Source organism: Ruegeria sp. CL3 (genome assembly GCF_056536505.1).
In genome coordinates this window covers 1-21587 of sequence record NZ_JBQFPT010000022.1, presented here as the reverse complement: position 1 = coordinate 21587, position 21587 = coordinate 1, and the positions used below count along the sequence as shown (strand labels likewise).

19 protein-coding genes are annotated in these 21587 nt (G+C 56.8%); 13 read left to right on the top strand and 6 right to left on the bottom strand.

Annotated elements, in window-relative coordinates; translation table 11 throughout:
- Window positions 1-322: 322 nt before the first annotated feature.
- The 5 genes from ACR0NO_RS21845 to ACR0NO_RS21825 all read right to left on the bottom strand — a co-directional run bounded on the left by ACR0NO_RS21845 (window position 323) and on the right by ACR0NO_RS21825 (window position 4882).
- Window positions 323-1309, bottom strand: coding sequence for a zinc-dependent alcohol dehydrogenase family protein (locus tag ACR0NO_RS21845; RefSeq protein WP_480725656.1), 987 nt, complete (start codon window positions 1307-1309; stop codon window positions 323-325).
- A 79-nt stretch (window positions 1310-1388) separates the two neighbouring features.
- Window positions 1389-2234 (bottom strand): enoyl-CoA hydratase/isomerase family protein, encoded by an 846-nt coding sequence (locus tag ACR0NO_RS21840; protein WP_170690319.1) that lies wholly within the window; start codon window positions 2232-2234, stop codon window positions 1389-1391.
- 91 nt (window positions 2235-2325) lie between these two features.
- Entirely contained in the window at window positions 2326-3114 is a 789-nt protein-coding gene (locus tag ACR0NO_RS21835; protein WP_480725655.1) for an SDR family NAD(P)-dependent oxidoreductase, read from the bottom strand.
- A 12-nt stretch (window positions 3115-3126) separates the two neighbouring features.
- Window positions 3127-4092, bottom strand: coding sequence for an LLM class oxidoreductase (locus ACR0NO_RS21830; protein ID WP_480725653.1), 966 nt, complete (start codon window positions 4090-4092; stop codon window positions 3127-3129).
- A 13-nt stretch (window positions 4093-4105) separates the two neighbouring features.
- A complete protein-coding gene (locus tag ACR0NO_RS21825) occupies window positions 4106-4882 on the bottom strand; it encodes a CmcJ/NvfI family oxidoreductase (protein WP_425085278.1) in 777 nt (258 codons plus the stop codon).
- Window positions 4883-4995: 113 nt separating this feature from the next.
- On the opposite strand from ACR0NO_RS21825, the gene ACR0NO_RS21820 reads away from it, so the two are divergent.
- Window positions 4996-5901, top strand: a complete 906-nt coding sequence (locus ACR0NO_RS21820; RefSeq protein ID WP_480725660.1) for a LysR family transcriptional regulator — start codon at window positions 4996-4998, stop codon at window positions 5899-5901.
- 267 nt (window positions 5902-6168) lie between these two features.
- Here the strand turns inward: ACR0NO_RS21820 and ACR0NO_RS21815 are convergent, their stop codons facing one another.
- Window positions 6169-7209 (bottom strand): LacI family DNA-binding transcriptional regulator, encoded by a 1041-nt coding sequence (locus tag ACR0NO_RS21815; RefSeq protein ID WP_480725651.1) that lies wholly within the window; start codon window positions 7207-7209, stop codon window positions 6169-6171.
- A gap of 127 nt (window positions 7210-7336) precedes the next feature.
- Here ACR0NO_RS21815 and ACR0NO_RS21810 point away from each other — a divergent pair, with 127 nt between their 5' ends.
- From ACR0NO_RS21810 to ACR0NO_RS21755, 12 genes are all read left to right on the top strand, one after another.
- Window positions 7337-8842 (top strand): sugar ABC transporter ATP-binding protein, encoded by a 1506-nt coding sequence (locus tag ACR0NO_RS21810; RefSeq protein WP_480725650.1) that lies wholly within the window; start codon window positions 7337-7339, stop codon window positions 8840-8842.
- Window positions 8843-8853: 11 nt separating this feature from the next.
- A complete protein-coding gene (locus ACR0NO_RS21805; protein ID WP_170641103.1) occupies window positions 8854-9873 on the top strand; it encodes an ABC transporter permease in 1020 nt (339 codons plus the stop codon).
- A 20-nt stretch (window positions 9874-9893) separates the two neighbouring features.
- The gene (locus tag ACR0NO_RS21800; RefSeq protein WP_480725647.1) at window positions 9894-10940 is read left to right on the top strand and encodes a substrate-binding domain-containing protein; all 1047 of its coding nucleotides are present in this window, start codon (window positions 9894-9896) and stop codon (window positions 10938-10940) included.
- 119 nt (window positions 10941-11059) lie between these two features.
- On the top strand, window positions 11060-11821 hold the full coding sequence (locus ACR0NO_RS21795; protein ID WP_480725646.1) for an ATP-binding cassette domain-containing protein: 762 nt from the start codon (window positions 11060-11062) through the stop codon (window positions 11819-11821).
- 11 nt (window positions 11822-11832) lie between these two features.
- Entirely contained in the window at window positions 11833-12960 is a 1128-nt protein-coding gene (locus ACR0NO_RS21790) for an ABC transporter permease (protein ID WP_170556670.1), read from the top strand.
- Window positions 12961-13044: 84 nt separating this feature from the next.
- Complete coding sequence (locus tag ACR0NO_RS21785) at window positions 13045-14196, top strand: substrate-binding domain-containing protein (RefSeq protein ID WP_170644353.1); 1152 nt, start codon at window positions 13045-13047, stop codon at window positions 14194-14196.
- A 74-nt stretch (window positions 14197-14270) separates the two neighbouring features.
- A complete protein-coding gene (locus ACR0NO_RS21780) occupies window positions 14271-15233 on the top strand; it encodes a YncE family protein (protein ID WP_480725644.1) in 963 nt (320 codons plus the stop codon).
- Complete coding sequence (locus tag ACR0NO_RS21775) at window positions 15230-16234, top strand: 4-hydroxythreonine-4-phosphate dehydrogenase PdxA (RefSeq protein WP_480725643.1); 1005 nt, start codon at window positions 15230-15232, stop codon at window positions 16232-16234. Before ACR0NO_RS21780 ends, ACR0NO_RS21775 begins: the two co-directional genes overlap by 4 nt.
- Window positions 16235-16244: 10 nt before the next feature.
- On the top strand, window positions 16245-17420 hold the full coding sequence (locus ACR0NO_RS21770) for an L-rhamnonate dehydratase (RefSeq protein ID WP_480725641.1): 1176 nt from the start codon (window positions 16245-16247) through the stop codon (window positions 17418-17420).
- A complete protein-coding gene (locus ACR0NO_RS21765) occupies window positions 17421-18332 on the top strand; it encodes a dihydrodipicolinate synthase family protein (RefSeq protein WP_480725658.1) in 912 nt (303 codons plus the stop codon).
- A gap of 1 nt (window position 18333) precedes the next feature.
- Window positions 18334-19836, top strand: a complete 1503-nt coding sequence (locus ACR0NO_RS21760) for an aldehyde dehydrogenase (NADP(+)) (protein ID WP_480725639.1) — start codon at window positions 18334-18336, stop codon at window positions 19834-19836.
- Between the two features lie 92 nt (window positions 19837-19928).
- Window positions 19929-20858 carry an SMP-30/gluconolactonase/LRE family protein gene (locus tag ACR0NO_RS21755; RefSeq protein WP_170641086.1) on the top strand — a complete coding sequence of 310 codons (930 nt, stop codon included), beginning with the start codon at window positions 19929-19931 and terminating at the stop codon, window positions 20856-20858.
- Window positions 20859-21587: the final 729 nt, after the last annotated feature.

Sequence of the window (21587 nt, the reverse complement as noted above, 5' to 3'; positions counted from 1 at the left end):
TGACCTGGCTCAACCTTTTAGGAGCACTTCTTTCACGTATTTACGAGCGCGCGCGCATCGCTTCCGGAATTCATAAACCCGACCTTTGATTGAATGGTGACTTTGCCTGCACTTCCGCCAAACGCTCTGAGGGAATCGGACATTCGAAAACACCGAACCGACCGTTCGAGCAGATCGCGGCGATCGGCTGCTGCGAACCCAAAGTAACATAGGATGCAAACGGCTCTGAGGTCAGCAATGCAAGATGTGCGTCATCAATAGCAGTTCAGACTGAGTTGGTGCGATTAGTCATTATGCGCGCACCAACCCCAATTGAATCCTGTCACGGCTCCACTACGACTTTTCCGACCTTAGATCCATTCGTCAGGTGCGCATAAGCTGCGCCGACGTCGGTCCACCCAAACTTCTGTTCGTCAACAATCGGTTTGAGCGCGCCGTCATCCGCCAAACCTGCAAGTATCCTCAGTATGTCGCCATGGGTTTGCCGCCCGACATCGTGCATCATCGGGATCAGCATGAAAACGACGTGCAGAGACAGACCTTTGAAATGCGCAGGCGTCAAATCAATCTCAACCATCGCGACCGTTGAGGCGACATGGCCATTGAGCCTGGCGGCTTCAAACGAGTTCGTCATGTTCTGCCCGCCAACGCTATCGAACACTACATCGAAGCCCAAACCGCTGGTGTGCTCAGCCACGTAGTCCTGGACCTTTTGCGTTGTGAAATCTATCGGCCGCACGCCCAGCTCTTGGATCAGGGCCATCTGATCCGCGCCGCGACCCGTTGCGGATACTTTGGCACCAAGGTGGCGGGCGATTTGGATGGCAATATGACCAACGCCACCGGCGCCACCCTGCACCAGAACAGTCTGCCCTTCGCCAACACCAGCACGGGTCAGCCCTTCATAGGCGGTGATGCCGACGAGAGGCAGCGCTGCAGCTTCCCGCATGCTCAGCGTCTTGGGTTTGCGGGCAATCAGGCGCGCGTCTGCGTTAATGTACTCCGCCAAAGCGCCAGGGAGTTCCATCAATCCTCCAGCACAACCGTACACCTCATCGCCTACGGCAAAACCTGTTACACCGTCGCCAATCGCAACAACCGTGCCAGCAAAATCCATGCCAAGCACGGCATGCAATTGAGGGGACAGAGGCAGGTCCGCGCCCATGCTTCGGATCATTGTGTCGACGGTGTTGACGCTGGTCGCGGCCACTTTGACAACCACATGTCCAAAAGTCGCGACCGGATCGGCAATTTCAGCGAGCTCGAATAGCGCATCGGGACCGTAAGACTTGAGAACCATTGCCTTCATTGAGGTTTTCCTTTTGTGAGATGCTGTCAGGCCCACGTGGAATCCACGCACGCCTGACGAGATTTTTGTCTTGGGATAGTCAGTTGATGTCTTGCACCTGCATCACCAGATCGCCCCACTTGCGCTGGTTCTCGATGTCATGTTCCAAACCTTGTTCATCCGCGATCGTGAAACGTTTTACGGCCGGAGTTTTGCTGGTCGCCTGATACAGCCAATAGGCTTCGGCCTTCAGCGCTTCATCGATGGGTTTATCGATGGATTCATAGACCATCTGTTTGCAGGCGTTGATCGACTCTGCGGGGAATTGTGCGATCCGTTCGGCCAGAGCGGTTACATACGGGCCGATCTCATTGGGCTCCAAAGCCTTGTTGATTGTGCCCAGACGTTCGGCATCATCCGCGTCGTAGTCTTGTGCGCTCAGGATGATCTCAAGCGCTTTGCCAAGGCCGGTTTGACGGGCCATGCGCGAAGCGCCACCGCCGCAGGGCAGGATGCCCATTCCGACCTCCATCTGCATGAACTTGTACTTTCCCCGCGCGGCAAAACGCATATCCAACGCCAAGGCCAATTCGTGCCCGCCACCGCGCGCAAACCCTTCCAGCTTTGCAATAGTGGCCTGTGGTACCTTGCTGATCCGCTCGCAAACCGATTGCAGATCCAAAAGCTGCGCGTCCTCGCGGGACACGGCTTCGGTCGACATGTCCTTAAGTAGCTCGGTATCGTAGTGGCAGACCCAGATTTCCGGATTGGCCGACTGAAAGATCACGACCTTTGTGTCGCGGTCCCGCTCTAGCCGCATTGCCAGACTGTTGAGGTCGGCCAGCATTTCCTGGCCCTGCACGTTCACAGAGCCAAAGTTGAAGGTGACCGTGGCGATGCCGTTCTCAACAGCTACGTCAAAGGTTTGAAAGTTCTCGTATTTCATCAGGCAGTCCTTTCTTGGGCCTCGACGCAGCACGCGTGAGGGGTAGGGGAGTGTTAAAGGTGGAAGTGCTCGGCGTTTTCGCGCCGGATGGTCAGCCCGTCTGGCTGATCAAGTCTTTGATGGCGTTCATGACGTCGGCAGCGTGGTTTTCGTCGAGCGCTGCGGCATGGGGATCAGCGAAAGCCCCACTGTCATTGTCGAAATAGGCTCCTGCGGCATCCGCAAACCGCACACCCAAGGCTGCGTCAATCAAGATATCAGCGCCAATATTCATATCGTTCCCTGCGAGGCCAAAGCCTTCTTTCACCATTTTTGATGCCAAAAGAGATCCGGGATTCACCGCGACCATCACTGGTGCATTCGACAGCGATTTGGCCCATTCGCGGGTCCAGATGGTGATCGCCAACTTACTTTGGGCATAGGCTTCCATATCCGCCATTGGCACATTGCCCTGCATGGCTTTGAGGTTTACCGGGGCCTGTGCCGCCGATGACAGATTCACGACACGACCGTCGGCAGGAATGATCGGCAGTAGCAGTTTGGTCAGAAGGTACGGTGCAAGCGTGTTCACCACAAAGCGAATGTCCTGACCATTTTCCAGCACGGATTGCGGGGCTTTCAGCACACCGGCGTTGTTGATTAATACATCCAGTTTATGATGCTTCGCCTCAACGTTTTCGGCCAGTTTTCGAACCGCGGACAGATCGCTGAGATCAGCGGCATAGGTTTCAACATCGCCTCCGACGGCGGCAGCCGCGCTCTCCAATTTGGATGCACTGCGTCCATGGAGGAGCACTTTGTGCCCATCGGCAGCCAGCTTCTTCGCTGTCAGTAGGCCAATGCCGTCGGTTGAACCTGTAATGAGAATAGTCTTGGTCATCGGTCTGATCCTTCAGGAAAAGTCAGGCAGCAGAGTGTCCGCCAGATGTTCGAGGGTTGTGTCGATCGGTGCTTGATTGAACCTTAGGTTCAGCGCGACGTGATTGACCCCGAGCGTTTCAATCTCGCGCAGATAACTGCGAAGGAAGTCGGTGCCAGATTGAAACCCAAGATGGATCGGGCGCGGAGGTGCAGCAGGGTCGGCAACAACATCGACATAGAGCGATTGCATCACAGGCATATCCGGTCGGCCCGCCGCCTTCACACGTCTTCGGTAATCCGCGATGACTTGACCCTGGGTCGCCGCGGTGCGCGGATATGTCATCCAGCCATCTCCGTTCTGAGCTACCCAATCAGGTGATTGTTGGCTACCACCGGTTATGAGCATCGGCAGGCGCTTCCCGTGCGGTTTTGGCAAAAGATCAATCCCGCCATGCAGTTTGCCCTGTGCATTTTGATGAGTCGGGTAAGCCGATCCAACGGCGCGGATGTACTCAACACTATCGCGGAAACGTGCCCCGCGATCTTCAAAGCTCTGGTTCATCGCCGGGTACTCCTCGGGCCGGTCGCCGGACGCGACACCCAAAAGCAACCGCCCGGCAGAGAGCACATCTGCCGTCGCGGCTGCCTTGGCGACATGAGCGGGGTGACGCAATGGCAGGATCACGCTCGACGTTCCAAGCGCAATCCGATCCGTCGCCGTTGCCAACGCTCCCAGATAGACAAATGGATCGAAAACCTGCCCGGGGTCGCCAAAGCTTGGAACATTGAAGGGCACGTCCCGCAGCCAAAGTGCTGCGAACCCAAGCTCCTCGGCTTTCTGAGCCGCTTCCAAATGCCCTCGTAGCGTCGGTTCTGCCCCGACGGCATAGGCTTCGAGAGGCAATACAAGGCCGACGCTCAGTCGTCCGGGACGAAACACCTGGTTGTAGGCCAAATTGATTTGCTTAAACCCAGCCGGCTGCGTTTCATCCAACATGTCTGGCCCTCCTTTAATAGCGCACCAAAGTGCGGCTTTCGATGCTTTTGCGAATGGTAGTGATGTTTGGATCCTCGACCATATCGAGTGCGCTATGAGCAATCGAAGCCAGGCCTTGATTATCATATATGTTGAAGACCGCGACCTCATCCGGTGTCATTTTGGATTGATAGATCCACTCATGTTTGGGGTTTCCCGCCAGCCCCATGATTTGCCCCACGCGGTCAGGATAGATCAGGTCCAGTAGAATCCAGTCAGACGGGTCGACAGACGACGGCCGTACAAAGCCCAGAGGTGCCGAATTGATCCGATGATCCACAGGGCGCCACACATTGACAAAAGCGTAGTGACCTTGCGCCCACTCTGCTGCGGTCTCGGCGCCCAGCAAGTCGACAAGCCGCTGTTTGGCTCCGTCCTTGCTGTAGTCGCTATGAACATTGCGCGCCGGTTTACGCGTTGCTTCAGGGTCATCCACTCGAAGTGTGTGATCAAAAACCACGACCTCTCTCGCACCCAGCTTTTCCAGCAGCATAGCCTTGAGTTCGGCATCGTAAATTGGTTTCCAGCTGTCGCCTGCAAAGTCTCGGACCTGCGTTTCAAGTGGCATGATTTCAACGGCATCACACGCAAAAGAAACCGACGAGGTCGTTGCGCGGTTGTCTGATAGTACAACGGATGTCGCGACCAGTTCAGGGGAAATCAGGTTGCCAGCAACCCCGCCAGCATCAAGCTCAAAGGCTTGCCGGTAGGATTTGTGAACATGGTAGTTGACCGTGGCTGTCCGTGTCATGTGCGCCTCCTGCCTAAGCTGTGCTGTCTCCGTAAAAGGGATTTAACCTTGATCAAAATGAAGATAAACATCTCAATCATGTATTGATAATTCGGAAAATGAATATAATGGGTTTGAATACAGACGCGCTTCGATTGTTCATTAGGGCAGCAGACATGCTTAACATCAGCGCGGCGGGGCGTGATCTGGGCATGGCCCCAGCGGTCTCCAGCGCAAGGCTTGCCAAGCTGGAGCAGAACCTCGGTTTCGAGCTTTTGCACCGCACGACACGCAAAGTGTCGTTGTCAGTGGAAGGAGCGGATTTCCTGCCCTTCGCCCGTGAGATCATTGCGCAGGAAGAGGCGGCATTTGCTGCATTGGGTAAGCAAATGACAACGATCAAAGGTACATTGCGTTTTGCTGCGCCAAGCAGTTTCGCACAGCTCTACATCGCGCCAATCCTGCCAAAGTTTCTTGAACAGCACCCCGATCTCACGCTCGATCTGCGCCTATCGGATGTGCAGTTCGATCTGATCGAAGGAAGCTATGATCTGGCACTCAGGAACGCGCCACTTGTCGACACCAGCCTGAAGGGCCGCAAACTGGCGGATGACCGGCGTATTCTTTGTGCTGCGCCACACTACCTCGACACGCACGGCGTTCCTGATACACCAACCGATTTGACAAACCACCGTCTGATCGCTTTCCAAAACCTCCAACCGCGTTCGCTGAAAGGACCGGCCGGCGAAAACGCTGTCTTCGATCCTACCTCAGCCAAAGGCCACTTGATCATCGATGACGGTCAAAGCCAGGTCCGCGCCACACTAGCAGGAGCAGGTATTTCTTTGAATGCTCGTTGGAGCGTGCATGACCAACTGAAGTCAGGCCGTTTGGTGCGGGTTCTTCCAAACTTTGAGGCCAGTGAAGACAATGTCTTGTGGCTGATCTATCCCAAGTCCAACGTGCTGTCCCCAAAAGTGCGGGTGTTCATGGACTTTCTGGTTGCAGAGATAGGGGCAAAGCCTCCTTGGGAAACATAAGAGCTATCGGACAATACGCTCTTAGACATCGTGACAACAAGGTCCGGGACGGGGCCAAGTGGACATGCCTTTTCCAATCGCAAAAGCCTGGTTTGTTCCGCCCAGCCGTCATTTCTTCTTTTCGAATTGATGTACGGTTTCTGAATGACCGCTATGCGGGCGGCAACCGCAGCAATCGAAAGCTTTGCTCAATATCCGTTGTGAGCCGGAAAATCTGGGAGCTTTCCTTGCGCTACCTTGCTGGCTGTTCCCGACTTACCCATTCGGTCAGATTTTTTTTTTCACCGTACTCCCAGGAATGAGCCGAAATCCGACGTCCTTGGTGGACTTCGTTGGCTCTCCATTGATTTGGGCCAGAACCATCTCGGCTGCGATCTGTCCAATCTTAAGGTGGGGTACTGCAATTGACGTCAACCGATAGGGTTGGATCGCTGAAATGGGTAAGTCGCCCCATCCGGCAATTCCAATGTCGTTCGGGACGCTCAATCCGATTTTTTGAGCATAGTGAAGCCCGCCAATCGCCATATTGTCATTTTGGTAGAATACAACTTCGATATCGCGGTGGGAGGCAAGCAGCTGCTCGGTGCCGTAGAAACCGGTGTAAAAACCCGGTGTGTCCTTCAGCAGCAATTGTTTTTCCAACCGCCCGTTTGCATCTTCGATGGCTTTGGAAAAGCCGTTGAGACGTGCGGTTGCGGCGTTTGCGACGTCATGTGAAGTGCCGACATAGCCGAATTTTTGATACTCCATTCCAGCCAGATAACGACCCATGCTGTAGCCGCTGTCGAAATGGTTCAGCCCGACGCACATATCCAGCGGGCTCGAGTTAAAGTCCCAAATTTCAACCAACGGGATACCTGCGCTGCGGAGCATTTGAATCGCTTTCTGGCTATGTGAGCGACCCGTGATGATCAGCCCAGCAGGTTGCCAGGACAACACGGTCTCGATCCATTTTTCCTCATGGTCGATTTCATGTTCGGTTAGTCCCAAAACGGTTTGATGTCCGAATGCTCCGAGTTTTCGGTCGATGCCTTCCAGAACCTGTGCGAAGATTTCGTTGCCCAGTTCGGGGATGCTGACCCCGACAAATGTGGACTTTTTATCTCCCGCGAAAACAGTCGCCAAACGATTCGGCAGATAGCCCAACCTGTCCACTTCGGCCATGACCTTGGTTCGCGTTTTTTCCGAGAACCCACCTTCATTACGCAAGACTCGGCTTGCAGTCATCTTCGACACGCCCGCAGCCTTTGCTACCTCAGCAAGGCTTACTTTGTTGTTTTTGCTCGATTTATCAGTCTCGCTGCTCATTTACGTTACGGGTAACTCTTTTTTATTGACAATGGCCGGGTCTGTGCGAATGCTAGCTTAACGTTACGGGTAACTCAATAAGATGTTGAGGAGCATTGGGGTTACCTAAGTCTAGGAGGAGACTGCCGTGCCCGGCACTGCACAAAACAATCTGTTCTTTGACGGGATAAAGAAGCATTTTGGAGGCACCTATGCGCTGCGCGACGTGTCTCTGAATGTTGAACGCGGCGAGATTGTCGCGCTGCTGGGCGAAAACGGAGCAGGCAAATCAACTCTCATCAAAATCCTTGGCGGCATTCACAAGGCGGATGAAGGGCGGGTTCTGATCAACGGTGAACCATACGAACATCGCCCCGGTGGGTTTGGTGAGCGCCAATCCGTTGCCTTTATCCACCAGGATCTGGGCATGATCGAATGGATGACCGTGGCCGAGAATATCGCGCTTGCTCTGGGCTATTCCCGCAAAAGCGGTCTGATTAATTGGAAATCGGTGGAGAGCTTTGCGCAGGACGCGCTGGACAAAGTGCGCTGTGAATTCGACCCAACCACGCGGGTACAGGACTTGTCGCGGACCGAGAAATCTCTGGTCGCGATTGCCCGTGCCTTGGCCGTAGATTGTGACTATCTGGTGCTGGATGAACCAACGGCATCGCTACCAGCGGATGAGGTCAAGCGGCTGTTCGAAGCGTTGCGCCCCTTGAAGGAACAAGGCGTCGGCATGATCTACGTGTCGCATCGGCTGGACGAGATATTTCAGATTGCTGACCGGGTTGCCGTGCTACGAGACGGAGAGATGGTCGGCCTGCGCAGCATCGACCACACCACGCCAGAAGAGCTGGTATATATGATCGTCGGTCGCAAGACTCGGCAAGTTATGAAGCCAGATACGCCTCCGGGTGCGACGCTGCTTGAAGTGTCTGGCCTGAACATGGAAGCAGCGCACAACGTCAGTTTTAAGTTGCAGACGAATGAAATCGTCGGGCTTGTCGGGCTACGCGGGGCAGGTCATGAAAATGTCTCTCGTGCGCTATTCGGGTCGGAAGGGTTTAGTGGCCAGATAAACCTGCATGGTGAAACGCCTGACCTGAGCTCTCCGCAGACCGCGATGGCGTCCGGGATCGGCTTGGTGGCGCGCGACAGAACTGAGGAATCGGTCGCCATGTCGCTGACCATCCGCGAGAACACCTTCCTGAATCCGGCGGCCATTGGGCGGTCGCTGCTATCGTTCATGGGCCACCGGGCCGAGACAGAGAGCGCCGCGCGGATCGGTGTCGACGTGGCCTTGTCTCCCAATGATCAGAGTATGACGATTGAGAGCCTGTCGGGTGGGAACCAACAAAAGGTTGTCATCGGGCGCTGGCTTGAAACCAAACGTAAGCTGTTGATCTGCGAAGACCCGACTGCGGGTGTCGATGTTGGCGCCAAGGCCGAAATCTACGCGCTGTTGAACCGCGCGATGGAGGAGGGCGTCGGCATCATCGTCGTTTCAACCGATTTCGAGGAAGTGGCCGCGATCTGCCACCGCGCCATTGTCTTCAGCCAGGGTCAGATCGTGCGCGAACTGACGGGCACCGAACTGACCACTGAAAACCTGATACAGGCTGCCTCGGCCTCGAACGCCGTGGCAAGTTAAGGAATACGACTATGCAATCGCTTGAATCCAACGCGCTGGAACCGACCAAGGCCGAGCTCAAAGATGCCTCGTTAAAAACCCGAATTCTCAGGTTCTTGCCGGTTTATGGGCTGGTTCTGCTGACAGGTTTTCTGATCATCCTGTTTTCGATCCTTCTGCCGAACACCTTCCCGACGCTTTTGAATCTGCGGGCGATTATCTCGGACAAGGCAATTATTGCGCTTCTGTCGCTGGGGGCGATGATCCCGATGGCAGCAGGTCGTATTGACCTGACGGTCGGGTACGGGATCGTGCTGTGGCACATCCTTGCGATCTCGCTACAGACGATGTTCGGCATTCCCTGGCCGATTGCGGTGGCCGTCGTTCTGTCGTTGGGTCTGCTGACTGGGTTCCTGAATGGTCTGCTGGTCGAGGTTGCCAAAATCGACAGCTTTATTGCCACCTTGGGCACAGGCACTGTGCTTTATGCTCTGGCGCTGTGGCACACGGGCGGGCGTCAGATGGTTGGCGCCTTGCCGGACAGCTTTTACGCCATCAACGGCACTTTTGTGTTCGGCCTGCCGATCACCGGCTTCTACGTTCTGGCGATCACTGTCGCGATGTGGCTGATCCTGGAATACACGCCAATCGGTCGGTACCTCTACGCGATCGGCGCCAATCAGCGTGCTGCGCAGTTGAACGGTATTCCCACCCGGAAATTCGTTATAGGCGCTTTCATGTCATCAGGCCTGATCACCGCCTTTGCCGGGGTGTTGCTGGCGTCGAAATTGCGGATCGGACAAGCCTCGGTCGGTCTTGAATTCCTGTTACCTGCTTTGGTCGGGGCCTTTCTTGGGTCCACCACCATCAAGCCGGGACGCGTGAATGTTTGGGGAACAGTCGTGGGTGTCGCGATCCTGGCTGTTGGTATCTCGGGCATTCAGCAATTCGGTGGATCCTTCTGGGTTGAGCCGATGTTCAACGGTGTCACGCTTCTGATCGCTATCGGTATCGCCGGTTACGCTCAGCGACGCAAAGGCGCCAAAAAGTAAACAGCATAAGGGAGGAGATTATGCTGAAACGGACTTTCATGGCGGTATCCGCTGCCGCGCTTCTGACGGGTTTGGGATTTCCGGTGACCGCAGAGACGGCGTTTGACGGACCTACCAGCGGACCCAAAGCCGCCGAGGGCAAGTCGATTGTCGTCGTCGCAGGTGATCTAAAAAACGGCGGTATTCTCGGGGTCACCAATGGCGTCGAGGAAGCAGTTGGCACCATTGGCTGGGATGTGCGCGTGCTGGACGGGGCCGGTTCTATTCAGGGGCGGACCGGAGCCATCGGTCAGGCGCTGGCCCTGCAACCGGACGGCATCATCATCAACGGCTTTGACGCCATCGAGCAGCAAGCCGCGCTTGAAGGCGTGGTAAGCGCAGGCATTCCGATGGTGGCCTGGCATTCCGGCCCCAAGATCGGATGTGACGCGCCCGGGGGCATCTTTGCCAATGTCTCGACCGACGCCATGACCGTGTCCGAAGTGGCTGCTGAATGGGCCATGGAAGACGGCGGCGACGGGGTCGGGGCGATAATCTTCACCGACTCGACCTATCAGATCGCGATCGATAAGGCCGACCGGATCAAAGAAACTATCGAAGCTGCGGGCGGTACAGTGTTGGAATATGTCGACACGCCAATCGCCGATACCTCGGCCCGAATGGGACCTTTGACCACGAGCCTGCTGCAGAAGTACGGCGACCAGTGGACACACGCGCTAGCGATCAACGATCTGTATTTTGACTTCATGGGACCTGCATTGGCGGCGGCGGGTATCTCGTCCGACGACGGGCCGCAAGCTGGCTCGGCTGGTGATGGCTCAGAGGCTGCGTTTCAGCGCATCCGCAGCGGCAACTACCAGACAATCACTGTGGCCGAACCACTGAACCTGCAAGGCTGGCAATTGGTGGACGAGTTGAACCGCGCCATTCAGGGCGAGGCGTGCTCGGGCTATATCACTTCGCCCGCACTGGTGACCGAGGAAGGTCTGTCCAAACTGGGCGATAGCAATCAGTTCGACCCGGACAGCCCCTATCGCGAAGCCTACGCAAAGATCTGGGGCAAATAACCGATCCGGTGGTCCTTGCCTGAATAGGCGAGGACCCCGCTCGAAAAGATGACAAAGCGCAAAGCCAACTCAGCGGTCTTTCGACCGCCCTGGCGGAGCTTTGCGCAAAGGAGGAAACCATGAGCGAACAGCCATTGGTTCAAATGCTGGGAATAACTAAACGGTTCGGCGGGGTGACCGCGCTGCAAGATGTTGATCTGACGGCCTATGCGGGTGAAGTACTCGCCATAGTCGGGGACAACGGGGCGGGCAAGTCCACCCTGATCAAGATTTTGACCGGAGTGTATCAACCCACCGAAGGTCACATTTTGATGGATGGAAAACCATTGGAGATGACCAGCCACTCTGACGCAATCGCAAACGGGATCGACGCGGTTTATCAGACCCTTGCACTTGCCGATCATCTGACACCGGCGGCCAATATGTTTCTGGGTAACGAGCTGACCAGGAACGTTCTCGGCATTCCGTTTCTGGACAACAAACGCATGAAATCTGAGGCCGCTCGGGTTCTGGAAGAACGTCTTGGTGTGCGGCTGCGGTCGATGGATGTGATGACGGAAAGCCTGTCAGGCGGTCAACGCCAGGCGGTCGCTATTTCGCGCGCGGTCTATCACGAAGACCTGCGCTTGCTGGTGATGGACGAACCTACCGCCGCGCTAGGGCCGCAGGAAACGGCGCGGACGCTGAAACTCATCAAGGCGCTGCGTGAACAGGGCCTTGCTGTGATCCTTATTTCGCACTCGCTGGATGACGTGTTTGAAGTGGCGGACCGCGTGCATGTGCAACGCCGGGGCCGCGCCGTTGGCGTTGTTAAAACTGCGGAGAGTTCCGTTCAAGACGTTCTGGGCCTGATTGTCGGCGCCCAGGATGCAGCTGCGTGAAGGAGAACATTATGTCCGCGGCGATGACAAACACTGAACAAAGAACCATCATGGACCGGTTGGAGCCTTATCTGGCCTTTATCGGCCCGATGGTGATGATCCTGGCCATTCTCATCTTCATGGGGATCGCGGAACCGGCCCGGTATTTCCGCCTGACCAACCTCAACCTGATCCTGCTGGATGCGGCGCTGTATATGCCGATGGCGATGGCGATGACCTTTGTCATCACTCAGCGCGGGATTGATCTGTCGATTGGCTCGATTGCGGCACTGTCGGCTATTCTCATGGCTTTTCTAGTGAAGCAATACGGTTTTCCAGCCTGGGTAGCCGTACCTCTGGCGATTGTGCTGGGCGCGATCATGGGATTGATCAACGGTCTGGTTATTACCCGTTTCAAAGTACCGGACCTGATCGGAACGCTGGCGATGGATCTTGTGTATCGCGGTCTGGCGCTGGTGATTGCAAAAGGTCTGGTACTCGCACGGTTCCCCGATCTGATCACCGAAATCGGCCGTGGCCAGATTCCGGGCTTTATTCCGGTGCCTGTGGTGCTGGGCTTGATCACAATGGCCATTGGCTATGTCGTGCTGACACGCACCTATTTCGGGCGCTACACGATTGCGATTGGCTCGAACCCCGAAGCCAGTGAAATGACCGGCGTGGCTGTCGATCGACACAAGATCTATGCCTATGTGCTGATGGGTGCTGCGGCGGCAATGGCTGGTGTCATGCTGACCGGCAAGCTGAACGCCATTCAGGCGACCTCGGCCCCGTATTTCAACCTGCACGTCATTGCGGCGGTTGTCGTGGGCGGCACGTCCCTGTTCGGTGGACGTGCCTCGATGCTGGGCTCTCTGGCTGGTGTGCTGTTGCTGTCGATGATGATCAACGCACTGGTGACTCTGCGGATCGAGTTCTTTTGGCAATCCGTCGCCTCGGGCGTGGTGATCGTCAGCTCGGTCGCGCTCTACACCTGGATGCAAAAGAAAGACCGGGACGGGGCGCAGGGCCTGCTGGCGGGTCTGCGCAGTAAAGAGGCGCAAAAACTCATCCGCTTCTCGGCCGCTCTTATCGGCGCACTAATCCTGTTGCTTGCCCTAGGGGCGGGACTGGCAACCGAGCCTACGCCAAGCGGCTAAGGCAAACAAAAGTGGTGCGCCCGGAGGTAGGAGTCCTGGCGCACCTGCAAGGCCCCACAATGTTCGCGAAAGGGAGGACTTACCGTGAAACAATTGAACAAAGCACTACTGACGACAAGCGCATTTTGCCTTTGTGCCACTGCAGCCTTTGCTGATGGGCACGGAAAGCTACCGCTTAAGGAACTGCCGGGTATCGAAGATCGGGACTACTGGGTCCCGGGCGAGGTTAACGCCGACGGCAAGTTGGAAGCCTTGCAGGCGATGACAGGGGCCGAAGCGGTCAAGTATGAAGGCACTCAGGATGCACCTTTGCAGATCGCACTGATCTATCCTTCTGCTGACACCTCCGACTTCTGGGCGCGCAACTATCTGGCGATGACCAAACGTCTGGACGAGTTGGGCATTGAGTATGAAACCACCGAATTCGCCAGCCGTCAGATCGAACACAGTCTGCAATCGACCTATGCCAACCAGGTGGTTCAGGATGCGGACCTGTATGACTTCGTAATCTTCGGCCCTTCGGAACTGGCCATTCAGGCCGACAATATCGACAAGATGGCCGGGAATGACGGGTTTGCGACCTTCGTCTGGGCCTTCCACACGCCGCCAAAGGAGTTGAAAAATCAGCCTGACGCGTGGTTCGACTTCAGCTCGGCAGCCGGTGCCCTGACGATGTGCGATTACATGTTGGAGCGTCTGGGTAGTGACGTCACGATGGCGATGAACCGTGGCATTCCTGGTATCACCGACGACCAGCGCTCGGGTGATTTCAAGGCCTGCGTCGAAGAGAAAGGCAACTGGACCACCGTTTACGAGCATTACGGTGAATACCAGCGCGAAGGCGGCTTTGAGGGCACAAGCCTGATCCTCCAAGCCTATCCCGAAGCCACCATCATTCACAATGCCAACACCGCGATGGCCATGGGGTCGGTCGAAGCTCAGCTTGCGGTCGGGAAAGAGAAAGACGTGTTCTCGACCGGTTGGGGCGGCACCGGGCTTGAGCTGGACGCCATTCGCCGGGGCGAGCTGGACGCAACGCCCATGCGCATGGGTGACGATGTGGGCGCGGCGACAGCCGAAGCAATCAAGGCGCATATGGAGGGTCGGCAGGACGAACTGCCCTTTGTGTTCTTGGGCCGTATCACCGTCGCGCATGACCAGATGAGCGCTGAGGAGATTGATGCGCTGGAACAGGAAGCGTTCCGGTTCTCGGGCGTGGGCGCATTGGAGCGCTAAGAAACCCGCTTGTGGCTGGCCCAAACGGGACCGGCCACAGGCGCCTGAAGTAACCAAAGACGGAGAGAGCCCGAATGGCGCAATCCATGATGTTGATTGAAAAATGCAGCCATTGCGTAAGCTGGTATGACATTGAAACCGGCGCCCGGCAGGGGCGGTTGGATTTGCCGCATTTCCCTCATGAATTCGTGGTCGATGACGAGTTTCACTATGCCTATGTCGGTCATTACGGCGTGCAGAATTCCGGTATCGAAGGCACCGATGGTCGGTCTGTGATAGTGATCGACATCCGAAAGCAAGAAATCGTGCACAGCTATGATCTGGGTGAGCATGCCCGCCCGCACGGAATTGGGCTGGACGGGCAGGGGCGTCTTTACGTGCTGTCGGAATGGACAGGCCATCTGCTGGTCAAAGAAAACCCGCGTGCCTTCGATCAAGGCTGGGATCACATCACGCCAACCGGCGGCACCAAGTGTCATCTGTTTGCACTGACCAGAGACGGGCGAACAGCGTACTCAATGAACCTGACCTCGGGCAATGTGACCGTGTTCAATCCCTATGATGCGTCGGTTTCGCCGATCCCAATCAAGACCGGAAAGAAACCTGAAGGGCGTTGCCTGCGGGAACAGGCACAGACGCTCTATACCTCGCAGCGTATCTCGAACACCGTAGCCGTGGTCAACACCAACACGCTTGAGATCGAGCGCACCTTTCCTACGCCAGATGATCCCTGCCGCATCTACTACGACGAGAAACGCAACCGGTTGGTGACGATGAACCATTTCGGGGGGTCGTTCTCGGTATTCGATGAAGCTACGGGCGAGATGCTGCTCGAACAGAAAACACCCGCGAACCCGCTGGCACTATGCATCGATGATGAGGCCGCCTTTGCCTATATCGCCATCGATTGCGAACAGGTGCAGCGGTTCAATCTTGATACGTTCGAGGTTGTGCAGACCTTTGATACGGGCAAGGAACCGGACGTGATGGTCATCTTGCCCGACGGATTTTCAAAACACTGGGAGAACGCGGCATGACCAAGCCTCGTATCGCTATTGTGCCCGGCGACCCTTCGGGGATCGGACCGGAACTGATCGCCAAACTGCTCAATCAGGAGGGCGTGCAGGAGGCCGCGGATATTGTGCTTGTTGGAGACAGTCACCTGTGGAGGCGCGGCGCGGAACAGGCTGATCTGAACGTGCCGATCAACACGGTGGATGCAGTGGCAAATCAACCGGGCCTGTCACATCTTGAACTCGACACCATCGCGCCCGAGGACGTGAAGATCGCGGAGTTCACCGTCGAGGGCGGTACGACGTCGCTCCGCTGTCTCGACAAGGCGATGGATCTGGCGATGGCGGGGCAGGTGGATGGTATCCTGTTCGGCCCATTCAACAAGGCCGCAATGACCGCCGCCGGGCTGAATGCCGAGGATGAGCATCGCTATATGGCGCGCTACATGGGACACACCGGTTATCACTCGGAGCTCAACGTTCTGGACGAGCTGATGACGACCCGCGTGACCTCACATATCGGGCTGAAGGATGTGGCGGCCAATATCACCGAAGACGGGATCTTGAAGGCGGTCAATCTGGCCAATGACACCTTGCGCAAAGCAGGCAACGCGCGCCCGAACATCGCGGTGGCGGCGTTGAACCCGCATGCAGGCGACAATGGCAAGTTTGGTCGAGAAGAGATCGATATTCTGGAACCCGCCGTGCGCAAGGCGCAGCAGAAACAGTTGAATGTGACCGGCCCGTGGCCCTCGGACACGGTGTTCCTCAAGGCGCAGCGGGGCGAGGTCGATGCGGTTGTGACCATGTATCATGACCAGGGCCAGATCGCGATCAAGCTGATGGGCTTTGAGCGCGGCGTGACCGTGGCCGGCGGCTTGCCCATCCCGGTCGCAACTCCCGCGCATGGCACGGCCTTTGATATCGCTGGACAGAACAAGGCCAATCCGAGCGCAACACGGCAGGCGTTCGATCTGCTGGTGCGCATGGCGAAAACACATCGCGCCGAACGCAGCGCGGACTGAGGAGACAAAAATGACCAAGATTAAATCCGTGCGCACGCGCGTCTGGAACTGGACCGGACCTACCGTGCCGCCGACGGGTAATTTCTGCACCAATGCCTCGGACGTACTGTACGAAAAGGGCGATGCGATGTCGTCTTTCCGGTTCCATCAATGGCTGACCTGCGAGGTTGAGACCGAAGACGGCACCATCGGCATCGGCAACGCAGCCCTGGCTCCTTCGGTGGTTAAGTCTGCCATCGACGAATGGTTTGCCCCGCTGCTGATTGGCGAAGACCCGTTCGATTATGCCTACCTGTGGGAAAAGATGTACCGTCGTAGCCACGCCTGGGGGCGCAAGGGGATTGGGATGACGGCGATCTCGGCCGTCGATCTGGCGATCTGGGACCTGATGGGCAAGCTGGCGGGCAAACCGGTTTTCAAGCTGCTGGGCGGGCGCACAAAAGAAAAGATCCCCGTCTATTACTCCAAGCTCTATTCCGGCCCCATCGAAGTGATGCAGGCCGAGGCCGCAGAGGCGCAAAAGAACGGCTATTCAGCCTACAAGATGCGGTTCGGCTGGGGCCCCAAAGATGGCATGGCCGGGATGCGCGAAAACCTCAAACGGGTCGAGGCCGTGCGCGAGGTCATCGGCTATGACGTCGATCTCATGCTCGAATGCTACATGGGTTGGAATCTCGACTACACTAAGCGGATGCTGCCGAAATTGGTTAAGTATGAACCCCGCTGGCTGGAGGAACCAGTGATCGCCGACGATGTCGAAGGCTACCGCGAACTGAATGCGATGAACATCGTGCCGATCTCGGGCGGTGAACACGAATTCTCGGTCATCGGCTGCAAGGACCTGATCGAGAAAAAGGCGGTTTCGGTGCTGCAATACGACACCAATCGGGTGGGCGGCATCACGGCGGCGCAGAAGATCAACGCGATTGCCGAGGCATTTCAGGTGCCCGTGATCCCCCATGCAGGCCAGATGCATAATTACCATCTGACCATGGCCAACGCCAATTGCATGATCAGCGAGTACTTCCCCGTCTTTGATGTCGAGGTCGGAAATGAGCTTTTCTATTACATCTTCGAAGGTGATCCCGAAGCTGTGGATGGGTTCCTTGATCTGGATGACGATACGCCGGGTCTTGGGATCGAAATCACGGACAACCACCTCAAACACTTCCAGATTACGGAGTAAATCATGACCTACACCGGTATCTGGCCCGTTGCGCCAACACCGTTCAACGAGGACGGAACGCTTGATCTGGATGGGATGAAACGCGTTCTTGATTGTCTGATTGATCAGGGCGCGGATGGGATCTGTGTTCTGGCGAATTTCTCCGAACAGTTCCTGATCTCGGACGCCGAGCGCGAGACTTTGACCCGGCTCAGTCTGGAGCACGTCGCGGGACGTGTTCCAATGATCGTGACGATCAGCCATTTCGCTACTCAGATCTCGGTGGAAAGGGCGCAATTTGCCAAGGACTTGGGTGCGGACATCGTGATGATGATGCCGCCCTATCACGGGGCGCTTCTGAAAGGGAATGCACAGCAGACCTTCGAGCAGTTTGCTGCGGTGGGCGAGGTCGGCATTCCGATCATGGTGCAGGATGCGCCTTTGTCGGGTGTCGACCTGCCGGTGCCTTTGCTGGTGCGCATGGCGCAAGAGATCGAGATGGTGAAGCTGTTCAAGATCGAATGTCCCCGTGCCGCCAACAAGCTGCGCGCACTGATTACCGAAGGCGGAGACGCGATTGAGGCGCCGTTTGACGGCGAAGAGGGGATCACCCTGCTGGCCGATCTGGATGCGGGTGCCACGGGGTCGATGACTTCGGGTATGATCGTGGATCAGATCAAGCCGGTGATCATGCATCACCATGCAGGCCGTATTGACGAGGCTACCGCCGCCTATGGGCGCGTGGCGATGGTGATCAACCACGAAAATCGCCAATGCGGCTGGCAATCCTGCAAGGCGGCGATGGTTGAAGGCGGTGTGATCCGGTCCGAGTTCTGCCGTCACCCGATTGACCCGCTTCAACCGGCGATCCGCGATCGGTTGATCGACCTTTTAAAACCTTTGGACCCGATGGTCCTGAAATGGGGAAAATAAGATGATCCTTGGACAAAACCTGATCGACGGCAAATGGGTCGGCTCTGACAACTTGCGCGCCTCAGATGATCTGAACGGGCAGAGCTTTGCGCAGGCGACCGCCGCGCAGGTCGACGAGGCCTGCCGCGCCGCTCGCCGTGACTTTCGTGCCTATGCGGGCAAATCGCGGGCCGACCGGGCAGCGTTCCTGCGCATGATCGCCGAGCAAATGGATGTTCTGGGGGAGGAGATCACCCAGACCGGCATGGCTGAGACCGGCCTGCCCGAGGCGCGCCTGGTGGGTGAGCGTGGCCGGACCACCGGGCAGTTGCGCATGTTTGCCGATCTGATCGAAGAGACCGAGTATCTCGATATCCGCAAAGACGACGCACTTCCTGATCGGACGCCACTCCCCCGTCCTGATCTGCGCCTAACACACAAAGCCATCGGCCCGGTGGCCGTCTTTGGTGCGTCGAACTTCCCGCTCGCCTTTTCAACGGCGGGCGGGGATACCGCCTCGGCTTTGGCCGCTGGATGCCCGGTGATCGTCAAGGGCCACAGCGCCCACGCGGGTACCGCCGAATTGGTGGCACAGGCCATCGCCAAGGCGATTGAGGTCTGCGATATGCCGACGGGCACGTTCCAGATCGTGCAGGGATCGGGGCGCGAGGTCGGCTCGGCCCTTGTACAGCATCCAGATATCCGCGCGGTTGGCTTTACCGGATCGCTGGCTGGGGGCCGGGCGCTTTATGATCTGTGTCACGCGCGCCCGAACCCAATCCCGTTCTACGGCGAACTGGGCTCGGTCAACCCGATGTTCTGTCTGCCCTCCGCCATGGGCGCACGTGCGGCTGACATCGGCACCGGTTGGGCCGCATCACTGACAATGGGGGCCGGGCAGTTCTGCACCAACCCCGGCGTTGCGGTCATGCTGAAAGGGCCGGATGCCGATGCGTTGGAAACCGCCAGTGTGACAGCACTGAACCAAGCGGCGGAACAGAAGATGCTGACCGACGGTATCCTCGATGCATACGAACAGGGCGTCCGCGCCTTCCGTGATCTGATGACCGAGGTCACGTCCTGCGGTTCTGCCGTGGGCAAACGCGCAGCCCTACCTGCGTTGTTCAAAGTCAGCGCTGCAGAGTGGATGGCAAACCCCAAATTGCAGCACGAAGTGTTCGGTGCGGCTGGCATCATCGTTCTGTGCAACGACACGGATCAGATGGTGGCTCTCGCCGAAGGACTGGAAGGCCAACTGACCCTGACGCTGCACATGGATGACGCAGATCATGACTTCGCCAACACTCTAATGCCCATTCTCGAAGAGAAAGCCGGACGTTTGTTGGCAAATGGCTTCCCCACGGGTGTCGAGGTGTGCTCGGCGATGATGCATGGCGGGCCTTACCCGGCTAGCACCGACGTGCGCGCGACTTCTGTCGGTACTTTCGGTATTGCACGATGGCTGCGCCCGGTCAGTTATCAGAACATGCCTGGTGCTTTGCTGCCGAATGAACTCCAGGGCTGAGGATCCACGTCAGGCCGTCTGTGGCCTGACCCCAAAACGCCACGAACGCACAGGTTCGGCGGCGGCTAAAGGACAAACAAAGGAGAAAATGGATGTACGGCGTTCTGGAGGGCACCGGATTTGAGGTCATCGAAAAAGAGTTCGAAGCCTGTTTCATTGGCCACGCGCGGGTCGAACGGTTGTGGACCGGTGCGCGTTGGTCCGAAGGGCCGGCCTGGTTTGCCGCCGGGCGCTATCTGGTCTGGTCTGATATCCCCAACAACCGTCTGATGCGCTGGGATGACACCGATGGATCGGTCTCAGTGTTTCGGCAGCCCTCGAACAATGCCAACGGCAACACGGTGGATCGGGAGGGTCGGCTGGTGTCATGCGAACATCTGACCCGGCGTGTCACAAGGACTGAACATGACGGCTCTATCACGGTTCTAGCGGACGCTTGGAAGGGAAAGCGTTTAAACTCGCCGAATGATGTTGTCGTCAAATCGGACGGGTCGATCTGGTTCACCGATCCCTCCTACGGGATCATGATGGACTATGAAGGCGAACGCGCCGAAAGTGAGATCGGGGCGTGTCATGTGTTTCGTTTGGATCCGACATCAGGCGAGGTGGCAGCCGTTGCCACCGACTTCGTGAAACCCAACGGCTTGGCCTTTTCGCCGGACGAGAGCGCTCTCTACATCTCCGACACGGGCGTCACCCATGACCCAGATGGCCCGGCGCATATTCGCAGATTCGGCGTCGCGAGCGACGGAAGAACTCTGACGGGCGGCGAGGTGTTTGCCAATTGTTCGGCGGGGCTGTTCGATGGTTTCAGGCCAGACCGTGAAGGCCGCATCTGGAGTTCTGCTGCAGACGGTGTTCATTGCCTGAACCCACAAGGAGATTTGATCGGCAAGTTGCACATACCCGAGATGGTAGGGAATATATGTTTTGGCGGCGCCAAGCTGAACCGGTTGTTCGCGACCGGAACAAGCAGCCTTTACGCGATCTATCTCAATGTAAACGGTGTCTCACCGGTTTGACTTTACTTGCGAAAGTGGGGTTGGAAGCAAGGGAGACATTTGCAGAAGTCGACGCAAATCCCAATCAAATGGTTTTGAAATAGTCACAGCACAAGTTTATGAAAGGGCAGCTACTTTTCAAAGAAGCAGTTTTTTAAGCATTTGTTGTGCTCCTGCCGCACAAATTCTAATGCTAGGACCTGCAAGGATTTTTAGTTGAACGTTGCGAGTGTCCGCGACGCGACTAAGGCTGCAGTATTCAAGCACGCAGTCGAATAGAAGGATTGAGCCGGAAAAGACCAACCTGCTAAGCTACCGCGATCCCACCTGAACCCTATCTAGGTGACAGATGCGACAAGCTTCAAGTCTGCGTCGCACTAAGGAACTAAGCGGACATTCATCACAACCGCAGCATTTGTAGCTTTGGCTTACACCGAATAATACAAACAACTACGGGACCGATCTACGGGCATCGCAAAATGAGGAAAAACCTCGTGGAGAAAAACCCTCTAGCAGAAACGGTCGTTTCGTCAGGTTTGTACCCACCTGTATAAGACCGGACATCTGTGGGCATCACGCTTCAGGCAAAGTGGGTTCGATCCGGCCCTTCGCCACGTGTTTCATCAAGGCCTATTGCGCGGGCAAAGCCGCCCTTCAGTCAGTGGGTGGTTCGTAGGGGTCCGGCGTTCCTGGGGGGATCGGAGGAAACTCCTCGAAGGTAGCAATGTGCTCCTGCAACTGCGGCAGCGC

Bases quoted from the DNA above. Each gene is read 5' to 3' on its own strand.
- ACR0NO_RS21845 (WP_480725656.1), bottom strand. From the start codon at position 1,309: ATGAAGGCAATGGTTCTCAAGTCTTACGGTCCCGATGCGCTATTCGAG.
- ACR0NO_RS21840 (WP_170690319.1), bottom strand. From the start codon at position 2,234: ATGAAATACGAGAACTTTCAAACCTTTGACGTAGCTGTTGAGAACGGC.
- ACR0NO_RS21835 (WP_480725655.1), bottom strand. From the start codon at position 3,114: ATGACCAAGACTATTCTCATTACAGGTTCAACCGACGGCATTGGCCTA.
- ACR0NO_RS21830 (WP_480725653.1), bottom strand. From the start codon at position 4,092: ATGTTGGATGAAACGCAGCCGGCTGGGTTTAAGCAAATCAATTTGGCC.
- ACR0NO_RS21825 (WP_425085278.1), bottom strand. From the start codon at position 4,882: ATGACACGGACAGCCACGGTCAACTACCATGTTCACAAATCCTACCGG.
- ACR0NO_RS21815 (WP_480725651.1), bottom strand. From the start codon at position 7,209: ATGAGCAGCGAGACTGATAAATCGAGCAAAAACAACAAAGTAAGCCTT.
- ACR0NO_RS21805 (WP_170641103.1), top strand. From the start codon at position 8,854: ATGCAATCGCTTGAATCCAACGCGCTGGAACCGACCAAGGCCGAGCTC.
- ACR0NO_RS21800 (WP_480725647.1), top strand. From the start codon at position 9,894: ATGCTGAAACGGACTTTCATGGCGGTATCCGCTGCCGCGCTTCTGACG.
- ACR0NO_RS21795 (WP_480725646.1), top strand. From the start codon at position 11,060: ATGAGCGAACAGCCATTGGTTCAAATGCTGGGAATAACTAAACGGTTC.
- ACR0NO_RS21790 (WP_170556670.1), top strand. From the start codon at position 11,833: ATGTCCGCGGCGATGACAAACACTGAACAAAGAACCATCATGGACCGG.
- ACR0NO_RS21780 (WP_480725644.1), top strand. From the start codon at position 14,271: ATGGCGCAATCCATGATGTTGATTGAAAAATGCAGCCATTGCGTAAGC.
- ACR0NO_RS21775 (WP_480725643.1), top strand. From the start codon at position 15,230: ATGACCAAGCCTCGTATCGCTATTGTGCCCGGCGACCCTTCGGGGATC.
- ACR0NO_RS21770 (WP_480725641.1), top strand. From the start codon at position 16,245: ATGACCAAGATTAAATCCGTGCGCACGCGCGTCTGGAACTGGACCGGA.
- ACR0NO_RS21760 (WP_480725639.1), top strand. From the start codon at position 18,334: ATGATCCTTGGACAAAACCTGATCGACGGCAAATGGGTCGGCTCTGAC.
- ACR0NO_RS21755 (WP_170641086.1), top strand. From the start codon at position 19,929: ATGTACGGCGTTCTGGAGGGCACCGGATTTGAGGTCATCGAAAAAGAG.